Source organism: Kaistella jeonii (assembly GCF_000812865.1).
GTDB classification, from domain to species: Bacteria; Bacteroidota; Bacteroidia; order Flavobacteriales; family Weeksellaceae; genus Kaistella; species Kaistella jeonii.
Genome location: NZ_JSYL01000006.1, coordinates 94,043 through 112,574, shown reverse-complemented (window position 1 = coordinate 112,574; position 18,532 = coordinate 94,043). Strand labels below are relative to the sequence as shown.

Below are 18,532 nucleotides of genomic sequence, written 5' to 3'. Positions count from 1 at the left end.
AAATCTATAAAAATTTTGTAATGAGAGACAAATTCATTCGTTGGGGTATTGTAATTTTAGTAGCGGTTTGGGCGGTTTCACTGCTCATTAGAGCCCACTATTGGATTCCAGTTTTATTGACCGCAATCTATGCTTTAGGAATTTATAATGTAACGCAATCTAAACACGCCATTCTCAGAAACTTTCCTGTAATTGGTTATTTCCGATATTTTTTTGAAGGCATTTCGCCGGAGATGCAGCAATATTTTATTGAAAGAGAAACTGATGGAAAACCTTTTCCGAGAAATCAGCGGTCTGCCGTTTACCGACGCGCAAAAAATATCAGTGATACTGTTCCATTTGGTACACAACTCGAAGTGAACCAAAGAAAATATGAAGGAATTAAACATTCCATTTATGCAAAATCACCGAACGAAGAATTACCGCGAGTTTGGGTAGGAGGTGAACAGTGTACCCAAAAATACCACGCTTCTTTATTTAATATTTCTGCAATGAGTTTTGGTTCTTTGAGTGACCGCGCTCAAATGTCTCTGAACAAAGGGGCGAAAAAGGGAAATTTTTATCACAATACCGGTGAAGGGGGAATTTCTCCGTATCACTTAGAAGGTGGTGATCTGTGTTGGCAAATTGGAACCGGATATTTTGGATGTAGAGATGAGGAAGGTAAATTTTCTCCAGAAATTTTCAAGAAAAATGCTGCGCTTCCAAGTGTTAAAATGATTGAGATTAAAATCTCTCAAGGTGCAAAACCTGGTCATGGTGGAGTTTTACCAGGTGCTAAAAATACGCTTGAGATTGCTAAAATTAGACATGTTCAACCCGGAATTACAATTATTTCGCCACCGTCGCATTCTTCTTTTTCTGATGCTCCTGGATTATTGAGATTTGTACAGCAACTACGTGAATTATCTGGTGGAAAACCCGTTGGTTTTAAATTATGTATTGGTGATACGAGAGAGTTTGAAGAGGTATGTGTACAGATGAATGTTATGAAAATTTATCCCGATTTCATTACCATTGATGGGGCCGAAGGAGGAACAGGAGCAGCACCGCCGGAATTTTCTGATGGAGTAGGAATGCCTTTGGAACCTGCCTTGATTTTTGTCAATAGAACTTTAAATATCTTTAATGTTCGCGATAAAGTAAAAATTATTGCAAGTGGAAAAGTCTTAACGTCTCTTGATATTTTAAGAGCCATCGCAATGGGTGCAGATATGTGCAATAATGCGAGAGGATTTATGTTCGCATTGGGCTGTATTCAGGCTTTAAGATGTAATACGAACAATTGTCCGACTGGAGTTGCAACGCAGGATAAAATGTTGATCAAAGGTTTAGACGTGACCGATAAAAGTGAAAGAGTTTATCACTTTCACAAAAATACGCTTCATACTTGTAATGAGTTGATCGGTGCTGCCGGAAAAAGCTCTTACGATGAAGTTGATGCAAGCATGTTTATGAGAGGTGATGAATTTGAACATCTATCTGATCTTTATTTCCCAGATATTTTAGGAAATGTAAAAGAACATACGGGTAAATATTAATTTTAGATCTAATAAAATCCCCTAGGCATTACTGAATTTCTAGGGGATTTTTATGTTAAAAGTTCTTTTCATTTTCGTCGTCCTCATTTTCTTTTTCTTTTTTCTTTTCATCTGCATTTTCCTCTTCAGTGCGTAACTCCTCTAAATAGGAAATCTTTAAATAATCATATAATGATCGTTTGCTCACCATCGAAGAGATCAGGGAAGAAACCATTCCTGCAAGCATTAGATGAAAGATTAATGAATGACGATCGGTCATCTCCAAAACAATAATTGCCGAAGTAAATGGAGCTCTTGTAACTCCTGTTAAAAATGCGACCATTCCGGTTAAGATCAAGACATTTGTTTCGTTCGGACTTAAGTGGATCCAACCAGAAATAACCGAACCGATACTCGCACCAACTGAAAGAGCGGGAGCGAAAATTCCGCCTGCACCACCAGAAGTGAAGGACAAAGCCGGACCAATCATTCTGAAAAATGGAATGTACCATTCTTCATGTTTATCATCAGTAAAAAGAGTTCTAACCATAATGCTTTTTCCCGAACCCAAAATTTCACGGTTTACAAAATATGCGAGAGAAGCAATAAGTAATGCACTACCAACAAGAAACAATATTTTTTCTCTGTCTTTTTTTAAAGACTTATTCCATGCGCTAATTTTTAGCATAATTACAGAAAGTTGACTTGCAAAAATTCCTGCAATGATAGAGACCAAAATCACAGGAAACATGATGGATAAAGTGACATCTGCAGTTTTCGGATAACCCAAATAAAGATAAGAACCCGCTAAAGTCTGCGAAGTTAAACCTGCAATAATAACAGCCGTGAAAAGTGCTGTTTTGAAATAGTTGATATGCGTTTTGGAAAGTTCCTCCACCGCAAAAACAATTCCACCCAAAGGAGTATTGAAGGCTGCAGAAAGTCCTGCCGCTGCACCGGTGAGAATCATATTTTTCTTAGAAATTTTTGGCCACCAGTCTGGAAGATATTCATTTACCTTTCGAAAAACTGAACCGGCAATTTGAATGGTCGGACCTTCTCGTCCAACTGCGCCACCTCCAATGATTAAAGCCAGACTCGATAAGACTTTGAAAACGATAATTTTTAAACTTAATAAATTCCGAATCTTGGTATGTTCTTTTGGGTTCGCCAGTTCTACTGCAGCCATTACTTGGGGAATTCCGCTTCCTTTGGCGTACGGTGCAAATTCTTTTACGAGCCACCAGGAAAGCACAAACCCGACGGGAGCAATAATGAAAATCATCCAGTCATGCCAATCGAAAATAAGATTCATCAAAGTTTCTCCCCAAACAAAAGCTTTTGCATAAAGCACTGCGAAAACTCCCGTAATCAGTGATCCAACCCAAAATGGAATAGCCTGTAAAAGGTTATTTTTCAGTCTTTCATTATGCAGATTGTCGAAAGATTGCTTGATTCTTTCCCTTAAGTATACTATGATTTTTAGCATGAATCAAAATTATTACTTTAATAAATTAAAAAAAAATTATTGTGCTATGAATTTAGAGCCAAAAAAATCCGATAAAATGAATTACCGGATTATTTTTTTATTTTCAAATTGCTTACGCTTCTTCAGCAGGAGTTTCTTCTACTTTTTTCGGAGCTGGAGTTGCTTTTGGAGCAGCTACAACTGGTGGAGCATCAGAAACAATATCGAATTCGAAATTATGTTCTACATTTCTGTGAAGTCTGATGATCGCAGTTACTTTACCAGTTCTCTTGATCGTATTCCCAGGAATTTTGATGTATTTTTTGTCAACCTGAACACCTGCTTTAGAAAGTTCTTCAGAAAGATTTGCGTTGTTGATCGATCCGAAAAGTTTATCGCCAGAACCTACTTTCGTAGCAATAGTAATGTTTGTTTTCTTCAATTGATCAACGATAGAGTTTGCCGTAGCAACCAATTTCGCTTCTTCTTCTTTTCTAGCTTCCAAAGTTGCTTCTAAAGCCGCTTTGTTTTTTGGTGTTGCAAGAAGTCCTAAACCCTTTGGTAATAAGAAGTTTCTCGCGTATCCGTTTTTTACATTTACCGTATCGAACTCAAGTCCTAAGTTTTCTACGTCTGTTTTTAATATGATTTGCATTGTTGTTGTCCGTTTTTAAATTTAAATAGAGTGAAGAATAAATTCCTCTGTCTTCTATCTAAAAATCGTTAGAATTAAATTATTATTCAGCAACTTTTTTGGCGTTATGCACTTTGCATAAAGCGTATTGCTAAGAGCAGTTTTTATTTTAAAAGATCCGCAACATAAGGCATCATTGCTAAATGTCTTGCTCTTTTAATCGCTGAAGAAACTTTTCTTTGGTATTTCAAAGATGTTCCTGTATATCTTCTTGGTAAAATTTTACCTTGTTCATTTACGAACTGAAGAAGGAAGTTTGCATCTTTATAATCTACGTGTTTGATTCCGTATTTTTTAAATCTACAGTATTTTTTATCAGTTTTTGTATTGATATCAAGTGGAGTTAAAAATCTAACTTCAGATTCACCTCCTGCAGAGGCTTGTTTTGCCATATCATCTATTGCCATAACTTTTCTTTTTTTTGAGGGTTAAAATTAAACTTTCGCAGTTTTTACTTTCGTTCTTCTTGTAACTGCATACTCGATCGCATGTTTATCAAGTTTTGTAGTAAGGTAACGAATTACTCTTTCGTCACGTTTGTAAGCAGTTTCTAAATCTGCAACTACAGTACCTTCACCTTTGAATTCGATCAAAGTGTAGAATCCATTCTTTTTTAATTGAATAGGATAAGCTAATTTCTTAAGTCCCCAATTTTCTTTGGCAACGATTTCGCAATTGTTTGCTTTAAGCAAATCTTCAAACTTTTTTACTGCTTCCTCCACCTGAGCATCAGATAGAACGGGAGTTAAAATGAAAACAGTTTCGTAATTGTTCATAATGTTAATTAATTTGTTAATTATTTCAAGGTGCAAAAATATAAATTTTTTCCCAAAGACGCAATGTTTCAGTCAAATAAATAAAAAAGGCCTGTATTTCTACAGACCTTTAGTTATTATTAGTTAAAATTTATTTTTTAATAATTTTTACTGTTTTGGTTTCATTGTCCATTACAACATTAACCATGTAAACTCCCGGTGCCAATTTAGAAAGATTAACCTGAGATTTTGCAGCATTTAACACTTGTGTAGAAACTGCTTTTCCTGACAAGTCAAAAACAGATATTGATTTCACGTTTGATGGTGCTTCAATATTTAAAACATCTACAACTGGATTAGGATAAACTCTAATCGCATTTTTAGCCATATCGTTTACTGCTAAAGCTGCTCCAACGTTGATCGTGTAATCTTCAGCTTGTCCAAATGATCCACCTAAACATGGGTTTGCATAATCTGTTGTGCCGAAAATCTTTTTAACTCTCATTCTGGTGTTTCCTAAGGTTGCACCCGCTGGAACTGCCAATGTTTGAACTGCTTGTACTGCATCTACTCCTGTGGAGTTTACAATAGTTTGCGTAATTAAATAAGTTTCACCGTTATCATCAAGAATTCCATTTTGATTCCAATCGATAAATACTGCAAATCTGTTCGTGTATGGTCCATCAGTATTTCCTTTTAATGTAATAGGATAAGAACCTCCTTGGTTAACATTCCCAACGATAGTTATGAAATTCTCATGACCAATTCCTCCTGCTGTTGCGGGGCTTGAAACATTATTAATTCCTGCAAAATTAACCAGAGTTATTGGTTCTTTAAAAGTGAATGCAAGCGGGCCGCAATATGGTGCGAAAGGATTTGCAGCGGTTGTAAATGAATATACAGTGCAACCTACAGAAGCTCCTGCTTCGTTTTTACCAAGAACTTTCCAGTAGTAAGTTGTTGAAGGTAATAGTCCTGGTGCTGTGGTACTCGTTCCAACTACATTCCCTAATAAAGTGGTAGGATTGGCATTGGTTCCTAAATAAACATCATAACTTGTCGCTCCTGTTGAAGCAGTCCAGGATAATGGTATTGGAGCGGTGTAATCAACGCTTGTCGCACCATTTGCCGGAGCCACAATAACTGGACAGTTCGGTGGCGATGTTGGAGCTTGATTAGTTTGGAAAGAAAATTCCGTACATCCTACTGAATCACCTGCTGTATTTTTAGCAATTACTTTCCAATAGTATGTTGTTCCTGCTAAAAGTCCTGGTGCAGTAGTACTTGTACCAGTAACATTTCCTAATAGAGTGGTAGGATTTGGGCTTGTTCCAAGATAAACATCATAACTTGACGCTCCTGTGGAAGCCGACCAAGATAAAGCAACTGGAGCATAATAATTAATACCAGTTGCACCATTAACCGGAGCTACAAGAGCAGGGCAGTTTGGTGGAGCTGTTGGTTGTAGATTTACAGAAATATTATCGACCAACAATACAAACATATCAGTAGAATTATTTACAAATGCAATACGAACATTAGTTCCTACATATGCATTAAGATTAACAGTTCTGGTCGTCCAAGCAGAATTTTCTGCAGGAATGGTAAATAACTGAACCGTAAAATCCGCAACAGTATTTCCACCGTTCGGAGATAACATTACTTTGTAACCATCTTTAAAGGTAAGATCCTGGGCTTTAGAATCCCACTGTAGGAAAGCATTTGCCGCTGGTAAAGTTATTTGCGGGGAGATAAGCCAATCGTTAGAAGTTCCGACCGGACTGTAATAAGAAGAGCTCATTGCAGCAAAGTCGTTATCCGGACCTCCGTAATTTGGAATTGGTCCGCCTCTGTTTTTTCGAATCCACGCACCTGCGTCAAAATCTGCTACAGCCGGATCATGCATAAGTCCATCAACATCAATAAGCGTCCAAGCTGCGAAACCCGGGCCGTTACCGTCAAAATTTTCTTGGAAGATTTGAGAATTTCCCAAAAAAGGAATCGCCAAGAAGGAGGCAATAAGTAGAATTTTTTTCATAATAAAATAATTTTATTTTGTTAAACTTCTTTCAAAATTAAATAAAATAAAAGTATTAGGCAATGAAAAGCGAATTTTTATTATTATTTAATTTCCCAATTCAACTTTCATTGCGAATTAAAAATAAATTCTACTTTTTACTTGTAGAAAGCTAAAATATAAAATCTTTCATTCGGGAAAAAGCTAAATTTTCATCATTAATCCATCGCAGAAAATTTTCCAGTTTATCATCCATTTTTCGTCCGGAATTATATTTTCTGTAAAACGGAATTTTAAAGTGGAACTTTCCAAAATTGGTGAATTGCCAAGAATTAATATACACCAATACAAAATCATCATTTTTCATGGTTTCCAGAACCATACTTTTGTAATATTGAAGAGGTAAAGCTTGAAAAACAAAATCGTTGTAAGGGATTTGAGAGTAGGGAGAAATGCTTTCAGGAATAATACTCAATCCACTTTTCTGCAAAATTTGGGTGCTCCGTTTTAGTCTTTTGAAAGGAAAAAGGATATCAGCATTTTCAATATTCGAAATGTAAGTGAATTCCAGTTTTTTAAGTTCTTCTATAGAAAGTGAAACTTCCTTCTGTCTGATTCCACGGATAATCTTATTTATATTTTCCTCAATACTGCCCTTTGCAGTTTCTATTTCCAACAAAGAGGAATTTTCATTGTAGAAAGCAATTTCATGACCTTTGCCAATTATTTTTTTTATTAAAGGTTTTAGTTTTTCAACTATAGAAACTTCTACAAAAAAAGTAGCAAGAACATTGTTATTTTCTAAAGTCCGCAGAATCGAAGACGTGTTTTGTTCTGTGATTTTTAGAATTTCTTCATCGGTAAGATCGTAATTCTTCTCAAAATCACTTCTGTTATTAGTAATGTTGAAAGTGAGTAGAATCATTAAAATTATTTTTTACTTAATTTTACCTTCAAATTCTTCAGCATATCTTTTGTCATTTCCGAAATATCGAAATCATACGTTAAGCCCCAATCTTTTTTTGCAATAGAATCGTCAATCGAAGCTGGCCAGGAATCAGCGATCGCCTGTCGGAAATCCGTGGTATAATCCATCGTAAATTCTGGGATTTCCTTCTTGATTTCTTCCCCTAATTGTTTTGGAGTAAAAGATAATCCACCCAAATTATAAGAAGTATGGATTGTTAATTTTTCTTTCGGAGCTTCCATTAATTTCAAAGTTGCATTGATTGCATCTTCCATATACAGCATCGGCATCGCTGTGTTTTCTGAAATATAACTCGTGTATTTTCCTTCTTCTACGGCTTCATAAAAAATTTCTACCGCATAATCTGTAGTTCCACCACCTGCAGGAGTTTTCCATGAAATTAATCCAGGATATCGAATACTTCTTACATCAACTCCAAATTTATCAAAATAATATTCGCACCATTTTTCACCCGCCATTTTAGAAATTCCATAAACAGTTGTTGGATTCAAAACTACATCCTGACCTACATTTTCCTTTGGAATTCCTTTCCCAAAAACAGCGATTGAACTTGGCCAGAATATCTTTTTTAGCAAACCTTCTTTCGCCAGTTCACAGAAATTCAGCAAAGGTTCCAGATTCAATTTCCACGCAAAAAGCGGTTGTTTTTCCGAAGTCCCGGAAAGTAATGAAGCCAAATGATAAACCGTCGTGATTTCATAATCTTTAATTACCTGACGCACCAGTTGGGTATTCGTCACATCCATTCTCTCATAAAACCCTGCGGAAGTAAGGTTTTTATCCCATCGGTCCAATCCGGAAGCCACTACATTTTCAGCGCCATGAATTTCAACCAGTCTGTTTGTAAGTTCAGTACCGATTTGTCCAAGCGCACCGGTGATAAGAATTTTTTCCGTGTAGGATTCCATATTTTGATTTTTGAGATGCACAAATTTAGAAAAATAGAAGGTTAAAAGAAATACTATTCCTAAAATAATTTTTTGGGCGACTTTTCCCGCCTTCCGTTCCATCCCGATTTTAAATCGGGATCCACTCAAGTCGGGTCGCAATAGCGTGTCAAATAAAATCGTGGCAAACCATCCAATTTCCCTATTTTTGATAAAATTTTTACGCATGAAAAAGTTTAGTCTACTCTTAGTTCTGATTTCTCAGTTCGCATTTTCCCAGTTTACCGACATTAATATTGTCAAAGAAATTCGCACCAAAGGCAAAGGTTTGGTCGTTTCTGCACATCCTTTGGCAAGTGAAGCCGGCGCAAAAATTATGAAAATGGGTGGGAATGCTTACGATGCTATAATCACGACTCAGCTCGCTTTAGCCGTTGTTTATCCTCAAGCAGGAAATATTGGTGGCGGCGGATTTTTAGTTGGTGTAAAAAATAATGGCGAAAAATTTACGATTGATTTCCGCGAAAAAGCTCCAGAAAAAGCCTCAAAAGATATGTATCTCGACAAAAAAGGAAATTCCAATACCGATCTTTCTCAAAACGGCAGATTAGCCGTTGGAGTTCCAGGTTCTGTTGCCGGATTTTTTGCTACTTTGAAATATGCAAAACTTCCGATGGAAAAACTGATTCAACCCGCAATTGATTTGGCAGAACAAGGATTTGCGATCACAAATAAAGAAGCCAGTTTGCTCAATAATCAAATGGAATATTTCAATCAACATAATAAGAGCAAAACCGTTTTTCAAAAGACGTCTCCTTGGAAACAAGGCGATATTCTCGTTCAGAAAGAATTGGCAGCAACTTTAAAATTGATTCAAAAAAATGGAGCTAAAGGTTTCTACGAAGGAAAAACGGCACAACTCATCACACAGGAAATGAAACGCGGCAACGGAATCATTACTTTAAATGATTTGAAAAATTACAAAGTGGTGGAAAGAAAACCACTCGCTTTTAATTATAAGAATAACGAAATCGTCGCTATGCCTTTGCCTTCAAGTGGTGGAATTCTTTTAGCGCAAATGTTGAAAATGGCAAGCTTCGAAAATTTAGATCAATATCAGCAGAATTCTACGCAAGCCGTTCAAATTATGGTAGAAGCGGAACGTCGTGCTTTTGCAGACCGCGCAGAATACATGGGAGATCCCGAATTTATTAAAGATCAAACTGCGATGTTAATCTCCGACGAATATTTAAAAAACAGATGGAAATCTTATAATAAAAAAGATGCAACACCAAGTTCAGAAGTTGGCAAAATTATCACGCAACCGAAAGAATCTACAGAAACTACGCATATTTCCATTGTTGATAAAGACGGAAATGCAGTTGCAGTTACAACAACATTAAATGGATTGTACGGAAGCAAAGTAGTAGTTTCCGGAGCAGGATTTTTTCTAAATAATGAAATGGATGATTTCTCCGTAAAACCTGGTGTTCCGAATATGTTTGGTGCTGTTGGTGGTGAAGCAAACTCCATTAAACCTGGGAAAAGAATGTTGAGTTCTATGACGCCAACAATTGTTTTGAAAAACGGAAAACCTTATATTATTGTCGGAACTCCGGGCGGAACTACGATCCCAACTTCGGTTTATCAATCTATTGTTGATATTTTAGATTTTAAATTGAGTCCGAATATGACTGTAAACTCCCCTAAATTTCATCATCAGTGGCTTCCTGAAACCGTAATGGTAGAAAAGAATTTTCCTGAATCTACCATTAGAGATTTAGAAAAGATGAATTATAAAATCGAAAGAGAATCTCAAATCGGCAGAACCGAAATGATCGTCATTGATGAAAAAGGAAATGCAGTTGCAGTTGCAGACGGACGCGGTGATGATTCTGTCGCAGTAGAATAATTTACTATGATAACAAATAAAGGAGATAAAGATTTTATCAGGCAAAAAGTACTTGCGTATAAACCCGATTTCGATTTAGAAATGTTAGAAATTGGTTTAGAGCAATTTCAAGTATTTGAGTGTAAAAGCGGCGATTTTATTTTGAAAGCAGGTGAAATATGTAAAGGAATTTTTGTGGCTGAAAATTCGATCACACGTTGCTATTTTGAGGATCGAGACGGCGAAGAAAAAACGATTTGGCTGGAGCAGGAAAGCACTCTTATTACAGAGTATGAAAGTTTTATTACGCAAACAGCAAGCAGATGTGATATTTGTTGCTACCAAGATTCTACCATATATACGATAAACAGGGATAAATTAATGATGCTTTATATTCAGCATCATGATTGGGCTCTGTTTGGACTTATAATCATGGAGGAACATTATGTGAAACTGATGAATTTTCGAAATATCATCAGCTTTAATACTGCAAGCGAAAATTATGATTTTATAGAAAGTTATTTTGCCCGATATTTAGATGTTGTACCGTTGAAACATCTCGCTTCCTGGCTCAATATTTCTCCTGTTCATTTATCTAGAATTCGTAAAGAAAGAATAAAAATAACTCCGAATTAACAAATGTTAAGTAGTATTTGTAAACTGTATAATATATTTGCAGTGATTCTAGAAAACATGATGAATAGAAGAATGAACAATCATTACTAATTTCTTGCCTTTGTTGTATTGGGTGCGGTTCAGTAAATATTTATTACTAAGCTGCTTAATTTTAATTAGATCTAAAAACTATACAACAAAGCGGCAAGTTTTTATGATTTAATAAGGATTATTTTCCTCCCAACTTTTTCAGCATTCCATTAAAAATTAAACCGTGAAAAGGCAGAACGGAATACCAATACAATCTGCCCGACAATCCTAGCGGACGAAAAGTTGCTTCCTGATGCAAAACGCCATCTTTAATTTTAAATTCTAACCAAGCTTCACCCGGAAGTTTCATTTCAGCGAAAAGTAAAAGTCGCTTTTTATCTTTGTCAGCGTACAAAACACGCCAAAAATCTACAGAATCTCCAGCTTCTAATTCAGTCATATTTCTACGGCCTCGTCTTAAACCGACACCACCAAAAAGTTTGTCTAAAAATCCACGGATTCTCCAGAGAAAATCTGCGTAATACCATCCGGTTGTACCACCAATACTGAAAATGCGGTTGATCGTCGCTTCTTCATCATCGACTTTTATATCTCTGATATCTTTGAAGCAGCCTTCATCCGGAACTTCTAAATATTGCCAAACCTGTCTGGTATGAAACTGATTGGTAAATGAATCGTACCAACTTGATAAAACATTGTTTTGCTTAATTTTATCGAAAGCCATTTGTATCGCTTCCTTATAAGAAAAAAGATGAATTCCCAATTTTTCTCCCAAATCATTTTTAGTTGCAACCACATCGATCTTCATGCTATCGACTAAATTTTTCGCAAGAAAATAACTTGTGGAAGTCACGAAGTAAAGCCAGTAAGAAGATAATTTCGGTGTCATAACAGGCACAATAAAGATGGTTCGTTTCAACCCTCGAATTTCAGCATACTGCAAAAGCATTTGTTTGTACGTCAAAATGTCATTTCCGGCGATGTCGTAATGTTTATTGTAGGTAAATTCTTTTCCTAAAACACCGATTAAATACTGAATAACATTGCGAATTGCAATCGGTTGACATTTCGTATTCAGCCATTTTGGTGTGATCATTACCGGTAGTTTTTCTACGATATCACGAATAATCTCAAAAGAGGCGCTTCCTGATCCCACAATAATTCCGGCTCGCAAGCACGTTAAGGCGTAAACCGAACTCTGCAATGCCTCTTCCACATTTTTTCTCGATTCTAAGTGTTTGGAAAGTTTATCTTCATTGATAATTCCCGTTAAAAATATGACCTGTTTTACGTGAGTTTTCTCTAAAACATCCCGAAAGTTTTCTGCAGAAGTTTTTTCTTTTTCAGAAAAATCGCCGTCGCTGGAGGACATGGAGTGAATCAGATAATAAGCGGCATCGATATCTTTAGGAATATCGTGTAAGGTATCCTTGTTCAAAAAATCATTCTCTATAACCTCAATTTGGTCTAAATTATTTTTGAAAAGATGTGCTCCAAAATGCTGACGGTCTCTTACAGAACATACGATGTGATGACATTCTTCCAAAAGTTGAATGAGAAGTCTTTTGCCGATATAACCCGTGACTCCTGTAAGAAGTATTTTCATGGTTTTAGGAATTTTTCTAAAATGGTATAGCGGCTTTCAAAAATAAATCTGACCTTATTTTTGACTAAAGTTCCGCCAAATAAATCGCCCAATATCCCGAAAGGCATTTTGAAATTGACGATGTCGGTCATCTTTACTTTTTCCGGACCAATTTCTTCAAAATGATGTTCGTGGTGCCACATTGCGTAAGGTCCGAAACGTTGCTCATCTACAAAAAACTGATGGTCTTCTAAATGAGTAATTTCCGTTACCCAATTGGCTTTGATCATCAGTAAAATACCGATTTTATAAGTAATGATCTGTCCTTTGTAAGTTTTCGCAGGCGGATTGTTGGTGATCTTGAAATCCATTTCCTTAGGGGTAATCTTATCTAAGTTCATGGGAACTGTAAAAAATTCCCAGGCTTTCTCCAGTGAAATGGGTAAAATCTGTTCTGATGTTAAGGTATAGATTCCTGATTGTTTGACGATGTTAATTTTCATGGTAGTTTTTAGAAGAAATTTTATTCTGCTGAGTATTACAAATTTTACTCAACTTTAATGTAAAGGAGATTATTATTGTAGTGACGTTAGATCAAATTCAAACCAAAAAGTTTATGGCTTAAACGCAATATTCCTTTGCCAAATATTATATGAGATGGCTTTAATTATTGGTCTTGAAAAGAGTTCAGCTCTAAAGGTTTGATCAACTACTTTTTAACGGTCGCTAATCGAGCTTCTTTAAAATATTTCAGCGGCACATACAACATTCCGAAACATTCACCTTCTTCTTTTCCTAGGTGTTTGTGGTGAATTTTGTGAGCTTTTCTCAAGCCTCTCAAATACCAGTTGTTCGTTTTTTCAAACCATTTGAATCTTCTGTGAATTAAAACATCGTGAATGGTGAAATAAGCAATTCCATATAAAAGAATTCCCAGTCCGACAAAAAACATCCAGTTCAATCCATTCCAGGTTCCGAAAAAGAAAAGCAACATGCTTGGAACTGCGAAAACTACAAAAAAAGCATCATTTTTTTCAAATACATGAGGATATCCCGGTTGATGATGATCTTCATGAAAATACCAACCCGCTGCACCGTGCATGATAAACTTGTGAGTAAGCCACGTGACGCCTTCCATGGTTACAAAGACGCAAAGTGTTAAAATAATATATCCTAAAATTTCCATTTTATAATTTTAAATATTCGACAATAAAAGTTTTTAAATCAGAATCGGTGGTCTTCTTATAATTTCTGTGTACAAAATTACGATCTTCCTCAATATGTTGATGATATCCTAAGATCCTCGGAATGTTTTCCTGTGCAATTAAACGCATTAATCTGATTTCCAAATTCGTAGGATCCCTTTCTACTGCTGATTCCAACATTTTTTTGCCGTGCGAAAAATAGGAAATTTTTTTTATTGGATTAAAAGCATGTTTGGCCATAAAAAAATCACCAACGGCTATAAATCCTAAAAAAATAGGTTCTTTGGTTGAATTATAAGCGCTTGTCGATTTCTCTATTAATTGTATTGAAGATTTTTCAGAATCTTTGCCAAGTTGAATTAAAGTTCTATACTCTTTCAAATTCTGTGTTAACATAAAGCTGGAAATTAATAAGAAAAACAATAGGACCAATTTTTTCATTAAAGCAAATTCAAATTTTTGTTTAAGATCATCTCTCCGAAAAGATACATTTTTCGAGCATTTGAAACTCTGATTCTTTTCGTTAGAAGCAATTCTGGTTTGGTTTTTTTAATTTTTTTCAACAGATTAAAGTAATATTTAAAAGCCATAAAAACTGCTAATTTACTGGAAATTGGTAACATTTTAATTCCAATTTTCGCATGTTCAAAATCTTTGGCAATATCTTGCTCGATTTCAATTTTTTCCCGAGCTGAAAAGTTTTTAAAATCAACTCCGGGAAAATAAGTACGGTTCAAATCGATAAAATCTGCGTTGATATCACGCAAAAAATTAATTTTCTGAAAAGCAGCACCTAGACTTTGAGCATAAGGTTTTAGTTTTTCATACTCTTCATCATTACCGTTCACAAAAACTTTCAGACACATCAAACCAACTACTTCTGCCGAACCGTAAATATACTCATTATACTTTTCGTCATTCAGATCTTTGATCTCGCCAAGATCCATTTTCATAGAATGTAAAAAGGCATCTACTAAATGTTGCGGAATATTTTTTTCACGCTGCGTCAGACAAAAAGAATGCAGGATCGGGTTTAGTGAAATCCCATTCTCCTTAGCCGAATGGTAATTTTGCTCAAATTCGCCCATCAATTTTACTTTGTCATAATCATGGAAAGTATCTACAATTTCGTCAGCTAATCTTACAAAACCATAAATATTATAGATGTGTTGGCGAATTTCTGGTTGAAAAAGCGACGATGCTTTGTAAAAGGACGTGCTGTATTTCTCGGTAACCATCTTAGAAGACTGGCCGCAAAATGAGTTGAAAATCTCTAAATTATTCATGATATTAGAATATTTTATTTTGATGTTGAATGATATAATCGGTTACTACTTTTCCAGAAATCAATGCTGGTGGAACGCCGGGTCCCGGAACAGTCAATTGACCAGTATAAAAAAGATTTTTAATTTTCTTGTTGCTGATACTTGGTCTTAAAATAGAAGTTTGTAATAAAGTGTTTGCTAAGCCATAAGCATTACCACGACAAGAATTGTACCGCTCTTTGAAATCCTGTACCCCAAAACTTTTCTTAAAAATTACTGAGTCGCGCAAATCGACTCCAATATTTTTTTCCACACGATCCATGATCAGTTCAAAATACCGGTCATGAATTTCCTGATTGTCCTCCAGATCCACTGCAACAGGAATCAGGAAGAAGCCGATTTCCTTTCCTTCCGGACATAAATCATGATCGGTTTTAGAAGAGAAATTTGCATAAAACAAAGGTTTCGTTGGTAGTTTTGGTTCGTCATAGATCTCTACGGCATGCAGCCCAAAATCAGTGTCAAAAAATAAATTATGATGTTGAAGTTCCGGAACTTTTTTGTCAAATGCAACATAATATAAAAAGGAGGAAGGTGCAAAAACTTTTTTCTTCCAGTACTCTTCGGGATAATTTTTTTGCTCCGGTTTTAATAATTTTTCGGTGTGCGCATAATCTGCGCCGGAAATTACGAGATCCGCTTCAAAAGTTTCAGTCTTTGTAATTACTTTGGTCGCCTTATTATTTAAAGTTTCAATATGAGTAACTTCCTGATCGACCAGAAATTGAACGCCTAATTCTTTCGCCAGTTTCACCATTCCTAAAGCAACGGCATTAAATCCACCTTTCGGATACCAAGTTCCCAAACCAAAATCGGCATGGTTCATAAAATTATAAAAAGCGGGTGTATTTTGTGGTTTTGCACCCAAAAATAATACAGGAAACTCTAAAATACTTTGAAGTTTTGGATTTTTAATATTCTTACGGACCGTTTGTGAAATATTCTGCACAAATAAATTTAATCTTGTCGCAGTTTCTAAACTCACCAGTTCTAATAACGATTTTCCGGGATTATAAACCAGATCTTTCATTGCGATCTGATAATTCTTCCGAGAATCTTCCATGAATTTTCTCAGGTGCTTTCCGCTTCCTGGCTCTACTTCTTCAAATTTTGCAATGATTTTTTCGGGTTCATCAGAAATATCAATGTAATCGTCTTTCCCAAAAACCACTCTGTAACCCGGAGAAAGTTTTTTCAATTCGTAATAATCGGAAACTTTTTTTCCAAAATCTGAAAAAAACCGCTCAAAAATATCCGGCATCCAATACCAACTTGGTCCCATGTCGAATTTAAATCCGTCAATTTCTAACATTGAAGCACGCCCTCCCAATTGTTCGTTTTTTTCTAAAACTTGCACAGAATAACCAGCTTTAGCCATATAACAGGCAGAAGCAATTGCGGAAAAACCAGATCCAATAATAACTACTTTTTTCATTTAAATAATAATAGAACAAAAATATACTTTTATTTCTTAATTAGAAAATATTTTTACTAAATTTGTCAATAAATATTTAACAAGATATGAAAAATATAGATGCTTCTCAGCAAAAAATACTCGACCTCTATTCTAATTATGCATTGAGAAATAATAAAAAGCCTTTGAATGTTTTTACCTTTTGTGAAGATAATCAGATCAGCGAAACAGACTTCTATTTTTACTATGCAAATTTCGTTCAGTTAGAAGGCGATTATTTAAGATTCTTCATGAATCAAGCTCTTGTTTTGATTTCTGAGGAAGAAAATTATCAGGCGCAAAGTGCCAAACACAAATTGCTCTCCTTTTACTACACCTTTTTTGAGCAGTTAACTATGAACCGAAGTTTAATCATTTATCTTTTAGATTCTGAGAAAAATGACCTTCAGAATATCAAAAAGATGTGGCCTTTGAAAAAAGAATTCCAAATATTTGTGAGGAGTTTAGAAATTTCAGAGCCGATGATGGACAATACTTCTGAAAGTATGGCGAAAATCGAACGATTTAAAAACAAAGGAATTGAGGAATTGTATTGGGGTCATTTTATGGCAACACTTAAATTCTGGCTCGATGATACGAGTTCAAATTTCGAAAAAACGGACATTTTTATTGAGAAATCAGTCGATACCAGTTTTGAACTTTTAGATGTAAAACCTTTGAAGAAATTGGTTGATCTGGGCAAATTTTTATTTAATGAAAAGGTAAAAAATAACGGATGAAAACATTAGATAGAATCCCTACAGGTAAAATTGAACGCGCAAGTAAGTTGATTTCGACAGGAGCAAAAATCGGAGTGAATTACCTTAAATACTACGGTGAAAAAATCACTAAAACAGAAGATGAAGCCAAAGGAAACCTCAATAAGAATAATGCTTCTGATATTTACGACGGTTTAAAAGAATTGAAAGGAAGTGCTTTGAAAGTCGCTCAGATGTTAAGCATGGAAAAAAATATTTTACCAGCTGCGTACGTTGAGAAGTTTTCACTTTCTCAATTTCAGGTTCCGCCACTTTCTGCGCCTTTAGTAGTCAAGATTTTTAAAAATTATTTTGGAAAAAAACCGACAGAATTGTTTGACCGTTTTAATGCAGAGTCTACAAACGCTGCAAGTATTGGTCAGGTTCACAAAGCTTCGAAAGATGGAAAAGAACTTGCGGTAAAAATTCAATATCCGGGTATTTCCGACAGTATTTCTTCCGATTTAGCCATGGTTAAACCGATTGCGATGAAGATGTTTAATATCAAAGGAAAGAATTCTGATCAATATTTCAAAGAAGTTGAAGATAAGCTCTTAGAAGAAACTGATTACGTATTGGAACTGCAACAAAGTTTAGAAATAAGAAAAAGTTGTGAAAACTTACCCAATCTGGCTTTTCCAAATTATTATCCGGAATTATCGAATGGTAAAATAATCACGATGGACTGGATGCACGGGAAGCATTTATCTACTTTTTGCGAGCAGAATAAAGATCCGGAAATGGCGCAAAAAGTTGGGCAGGCTTTGTGGGATTTTTATATGTTTCAAATTCATTACTTGAGAAAAGTTCACGCCGATCCGCATCCGGGAAATTTCCTGGTTTCAGAAGACGGAACTTTGATCGCTATCGATTTTGGATGTATGAAAGCGATTCCGGAAGAGTTTTATGTGCCTTATTTTGAATTATCGTTGAGAGAAAATCTAGATAATAAAGAATTTTTCGATCAGAAATTACTGGAACTGGAAATTATTAGAGAAGACGATTCGGCGGAAGAGAAAGAATTTTTCACTCAGATTTTTTACGAATTGCTCTATTTGTTCACGACGCCTTTTCAGGAAGAAAATTTTGATTTTTCAGACAATACTTTTTTTGAAGCTATTGCTGATTTAGGTCAAAAATATGCGAAGAATACCCAGATGAAAGGTCGAAATGCAAATCGGGGTTCCAAACATTTCATCTATATGAACAGAACATTTTTCGGTTTATACAGTTTGATGCATGACATTAATGCGAAAGATGTTAAGATTAATAATTACAAAAATTTTATAAAAAATTGATTTTAGACGACGCACAAATCGA

18 protein-coding genes are annotated in these 18,532 nt (G+C 35.4%); 5 read left to right on the top strand and 13 right to left on the bottom strand.

Annotated elements, in window-relative coordinates; translation table 11 throughout:
• Positions 1-20: 20 nt before the first annotated feature.
• The gene (locus tag OA86_RS10170) at positions 21-1,541 is read left to right on the top strand and encodes an FMN-binding glutamate synthase family protein (protein ID WP_039352589.1); all 1,521 of its coding nucleotides are present in this window, start codon (positions 21-23) and stop codon (positions 1,539-1,541) included.
• 55 nt (positions 1,542-1,596) lie between these two features.
• On the opposite strand, the gene OA86_RS10165 is transcribed toward OA86_RS10170, so the two are convergent.
• The 7 genes from OA86_RS10165 to OA86_RS10135 form a co-directional block, all read right to left on the bottom strand.
• Complete coding sequence (locus OA86_RS10165) at positions 1,597-3,009, bottom strand: chloride channel protein (protein ID WP_039352517.1); 1,413 nt, start codon at positions 3,007-3,009, stop codon at positions 1,597-1,599.
• Positions 3,010-3,121: 112 nt separating this feature from the next.
• Complete coding sequence (gene rplI, locus OA86_RS10160) at positions 3,122-3,643, bottom strand: 50S ribosomal protein L9 (protein WP_039352515.1); 522 nt, start codon at positions 3,641-3,643, stop codon at positions 3,122-3,124.
• Positions 3,644-3,786: 143 nt separating this feature from the next.
• Positions 3,787-4,089: a 30S ribosomal protein S18 gene (gene rpsR / locus OA86_RS10155; RefSeq protein WP_039352513.1), complete on the bottom strand. Its 303-nt coding sequence runs from the start codon at positions 4,087-4,089 to the stop codon at positions 3,787-3,789.
• A 27-nt stretch (positions 4,090-4,116) separates the two neighbouring features.
• Entirely contained in the window at positions 4,117-4,458 is a 342-nt protein-coding gene (gene rpsF / locus OA86_RS10150; RefSeq protein WP_039352511.1) for a 30S ribosomal protein S6, read from the bottom strand.
• A 130-nt stretch (positions 4,459-4,588) separates the two neighbouring features.
• Complete coding sequence (locus tag OA86_RS10145; RefSeq protein WP_039352508.1) at positions 4,589-6,475, bottom strand: T9SS-dependent choice-of-anchor J family protein; 1,887 nt, start codon at positions 6,473-6,475, stop codon at positions 4,589-4,591.
• Between the two features lie 151 nt (positions 6,476-6,626).
• On the bottom strand, positions 6,627-7,379 hold the full coding sequence (locus OA86_RS10140; RefSeq protein WP_039352506.1) for a polysaccharide deacetylase family protein: 753 nt from the start codon (positions 7,377-7,379) through the stop codon (positions 6,627-6,629).
• Between the two features lie 5 nt (positions 7,380-7,384).
• Positions 7,385-8,350 carry an NAD-dependent epimerase/dehydratase family protein gene (locus OA86_RS10135; RefSeq protein WP_039352586.1) on the bottom strand — a complete coding sequence of 322 codons (966 nt, stop codon included), beginning with the start codon at positions 8,348-8,350 and terminating at the stop codon, positions 7,385-7,387.
• A gap of 205 nt (positions 8,351-8,555) precedes the next feature.
• On the opposite strand from OA86_RS10135, the gene ggt reads away from it, so the two are divergent.
• Both ggt and OA86_RS10125 read left to right on the top strand, forming a co-directional pair.
• Positions 8,556-10,241: a gamma-glutamyltransferase gene (ggt, locus tag OA86_RS10130; RefSeq protein ID WP_039352504.1), complete on the top strand. Its 1,686-nt coding sequence runs from the start codon at positions 8,556-8,558 to the stop codon at positions 10,239-10,241.
• A 6-nt stretch (positions 10,242-10,247) separates the two neighbouring features.
• On the top strand, positions 10,248-10,856 hold the full coding sequence (locus OA86_RS10125; RefSeq protein ID WP_039352503.1) for a Crp/Fnr family transcriptional regulator: 609 nt from the start codon (positions 10,248-10,250) through the stop codon (positions 10,854-10,856).
• A gap of 208 nt (positions 10,857-11,064) precedes the next feature.
• Here the strand turns inward: OA86_RS10125 and OA86_RS10120 are convergent, their stop codons facing one another.
• The 6 genes from OA86_RS10120 to crtID form a co-directional block, all read right to left on the bottom strand.
• Positions 11,065-12,492 (bottom strand): SDR family oxidoreductase, encoded by a 1,428-nt coding sequence (locus tag OA86_RS10120; protein ID WP_039352501.1) that lies wholly within the window; start codon positions 12,490-12,492, stop codon positions 11,065-11,067.
• Complete coding sequence (locus OA86_RS10115) at positions 12,489-12,974, bottom strand: SRPBCC family protein (protein WP_039352491.1); 486 nt, start codon at positions 12,972-12,974, stop codon at positions 12,489-12,491. Before OA86_RS10115 ends, OA86_RS10120 begins: the two co-directional genes overlap by 4 nt.
• 206 nt (positions 12,975-13,180) lie before the next feature.
• The gene (locus OA86_RS10110; protein ID WP_039352489.1) at positions 13,181-13,657 is read right to left on the bottom strand and encodes a sterol desaturase family protein; all 477 of its coding nucleotides are present in this window, start codon (positions 13,655-13,657) and stop codon (positions 13,181-13,183) included.
• A gap of 1 nt (position 13,658) precedes the next feature.
• Complete coding sequence (locus OA86_RS15350; protein WP_126340437.1) at positions 13,659-14,072, bottom strand: hypothetical protein; 414 nt, start codon at positions 14,070-14,072, stop codon at positions 13,659-13,661.
• Positions 14,073-14,116: 44 nt separating this feature from the next.
• Complete coding sequence (locus tag OA86_RS10100) at positions 14,117-14,962, bottom strand: phytoene/squalene synthase family protein (RefSeq protein WP_039352487.1); 846 nt, start codon at positions 14,960-14,962, stop codon at positions 14,117-14,119.
• A 4-nt stretch (positions 14,963-14,966) separates the two neighbouring features.
• Positions 14,967-16,436 carry a bifunctional phytoene desaturase/3,4-desaturase gene (gene crtID, locus OA86_RS10095; RefSeq protein ID WP_039352485.1) on the bottom strand — a complete coding sequence of 490 codons (1,470 nt, stop codon included), beginning with the start codon at positions 16,434-16,436 and terminating at the stop codon, positions 14,967-14,969.
• An 86-nt stretch (positions 16,437-16,522) separates the two neighbouring features.
• Here crtID and OA86_RS10090 point away from each other — a divergent pair, with 86 nt between their 5' ends.
• On the top strand, positions 16,523-17,194 hold the full coding sequence (locus tag OA86_RS10090; protein ID WP_039352483.1) for a TetR family transcriptional regulator C-terminal domain-containing protein: 672 nt from the start codon (positions 16,523-16,525) through the stop codon (positions 17,192-17,194).
• Positions 17,191-18,510 carry an ABC1 kinase family protein gene (locus OA86_RS10085; protein ID WP_039352481.1) on the top strand — a complete coding sequence of 440 codons (1,320 nt, stop codon included), beginning with the start codon at positions 17,191-17,193 and terminating at the stop codon, positions 18,508-18,510. The genes OA86_RS10090 and OA86_RS10085 overlap by 4 nt, the downstream gene beginning before the upstream one ends.
• Positions 18,511-18,532: the final 22 nt, after the last annotated feature.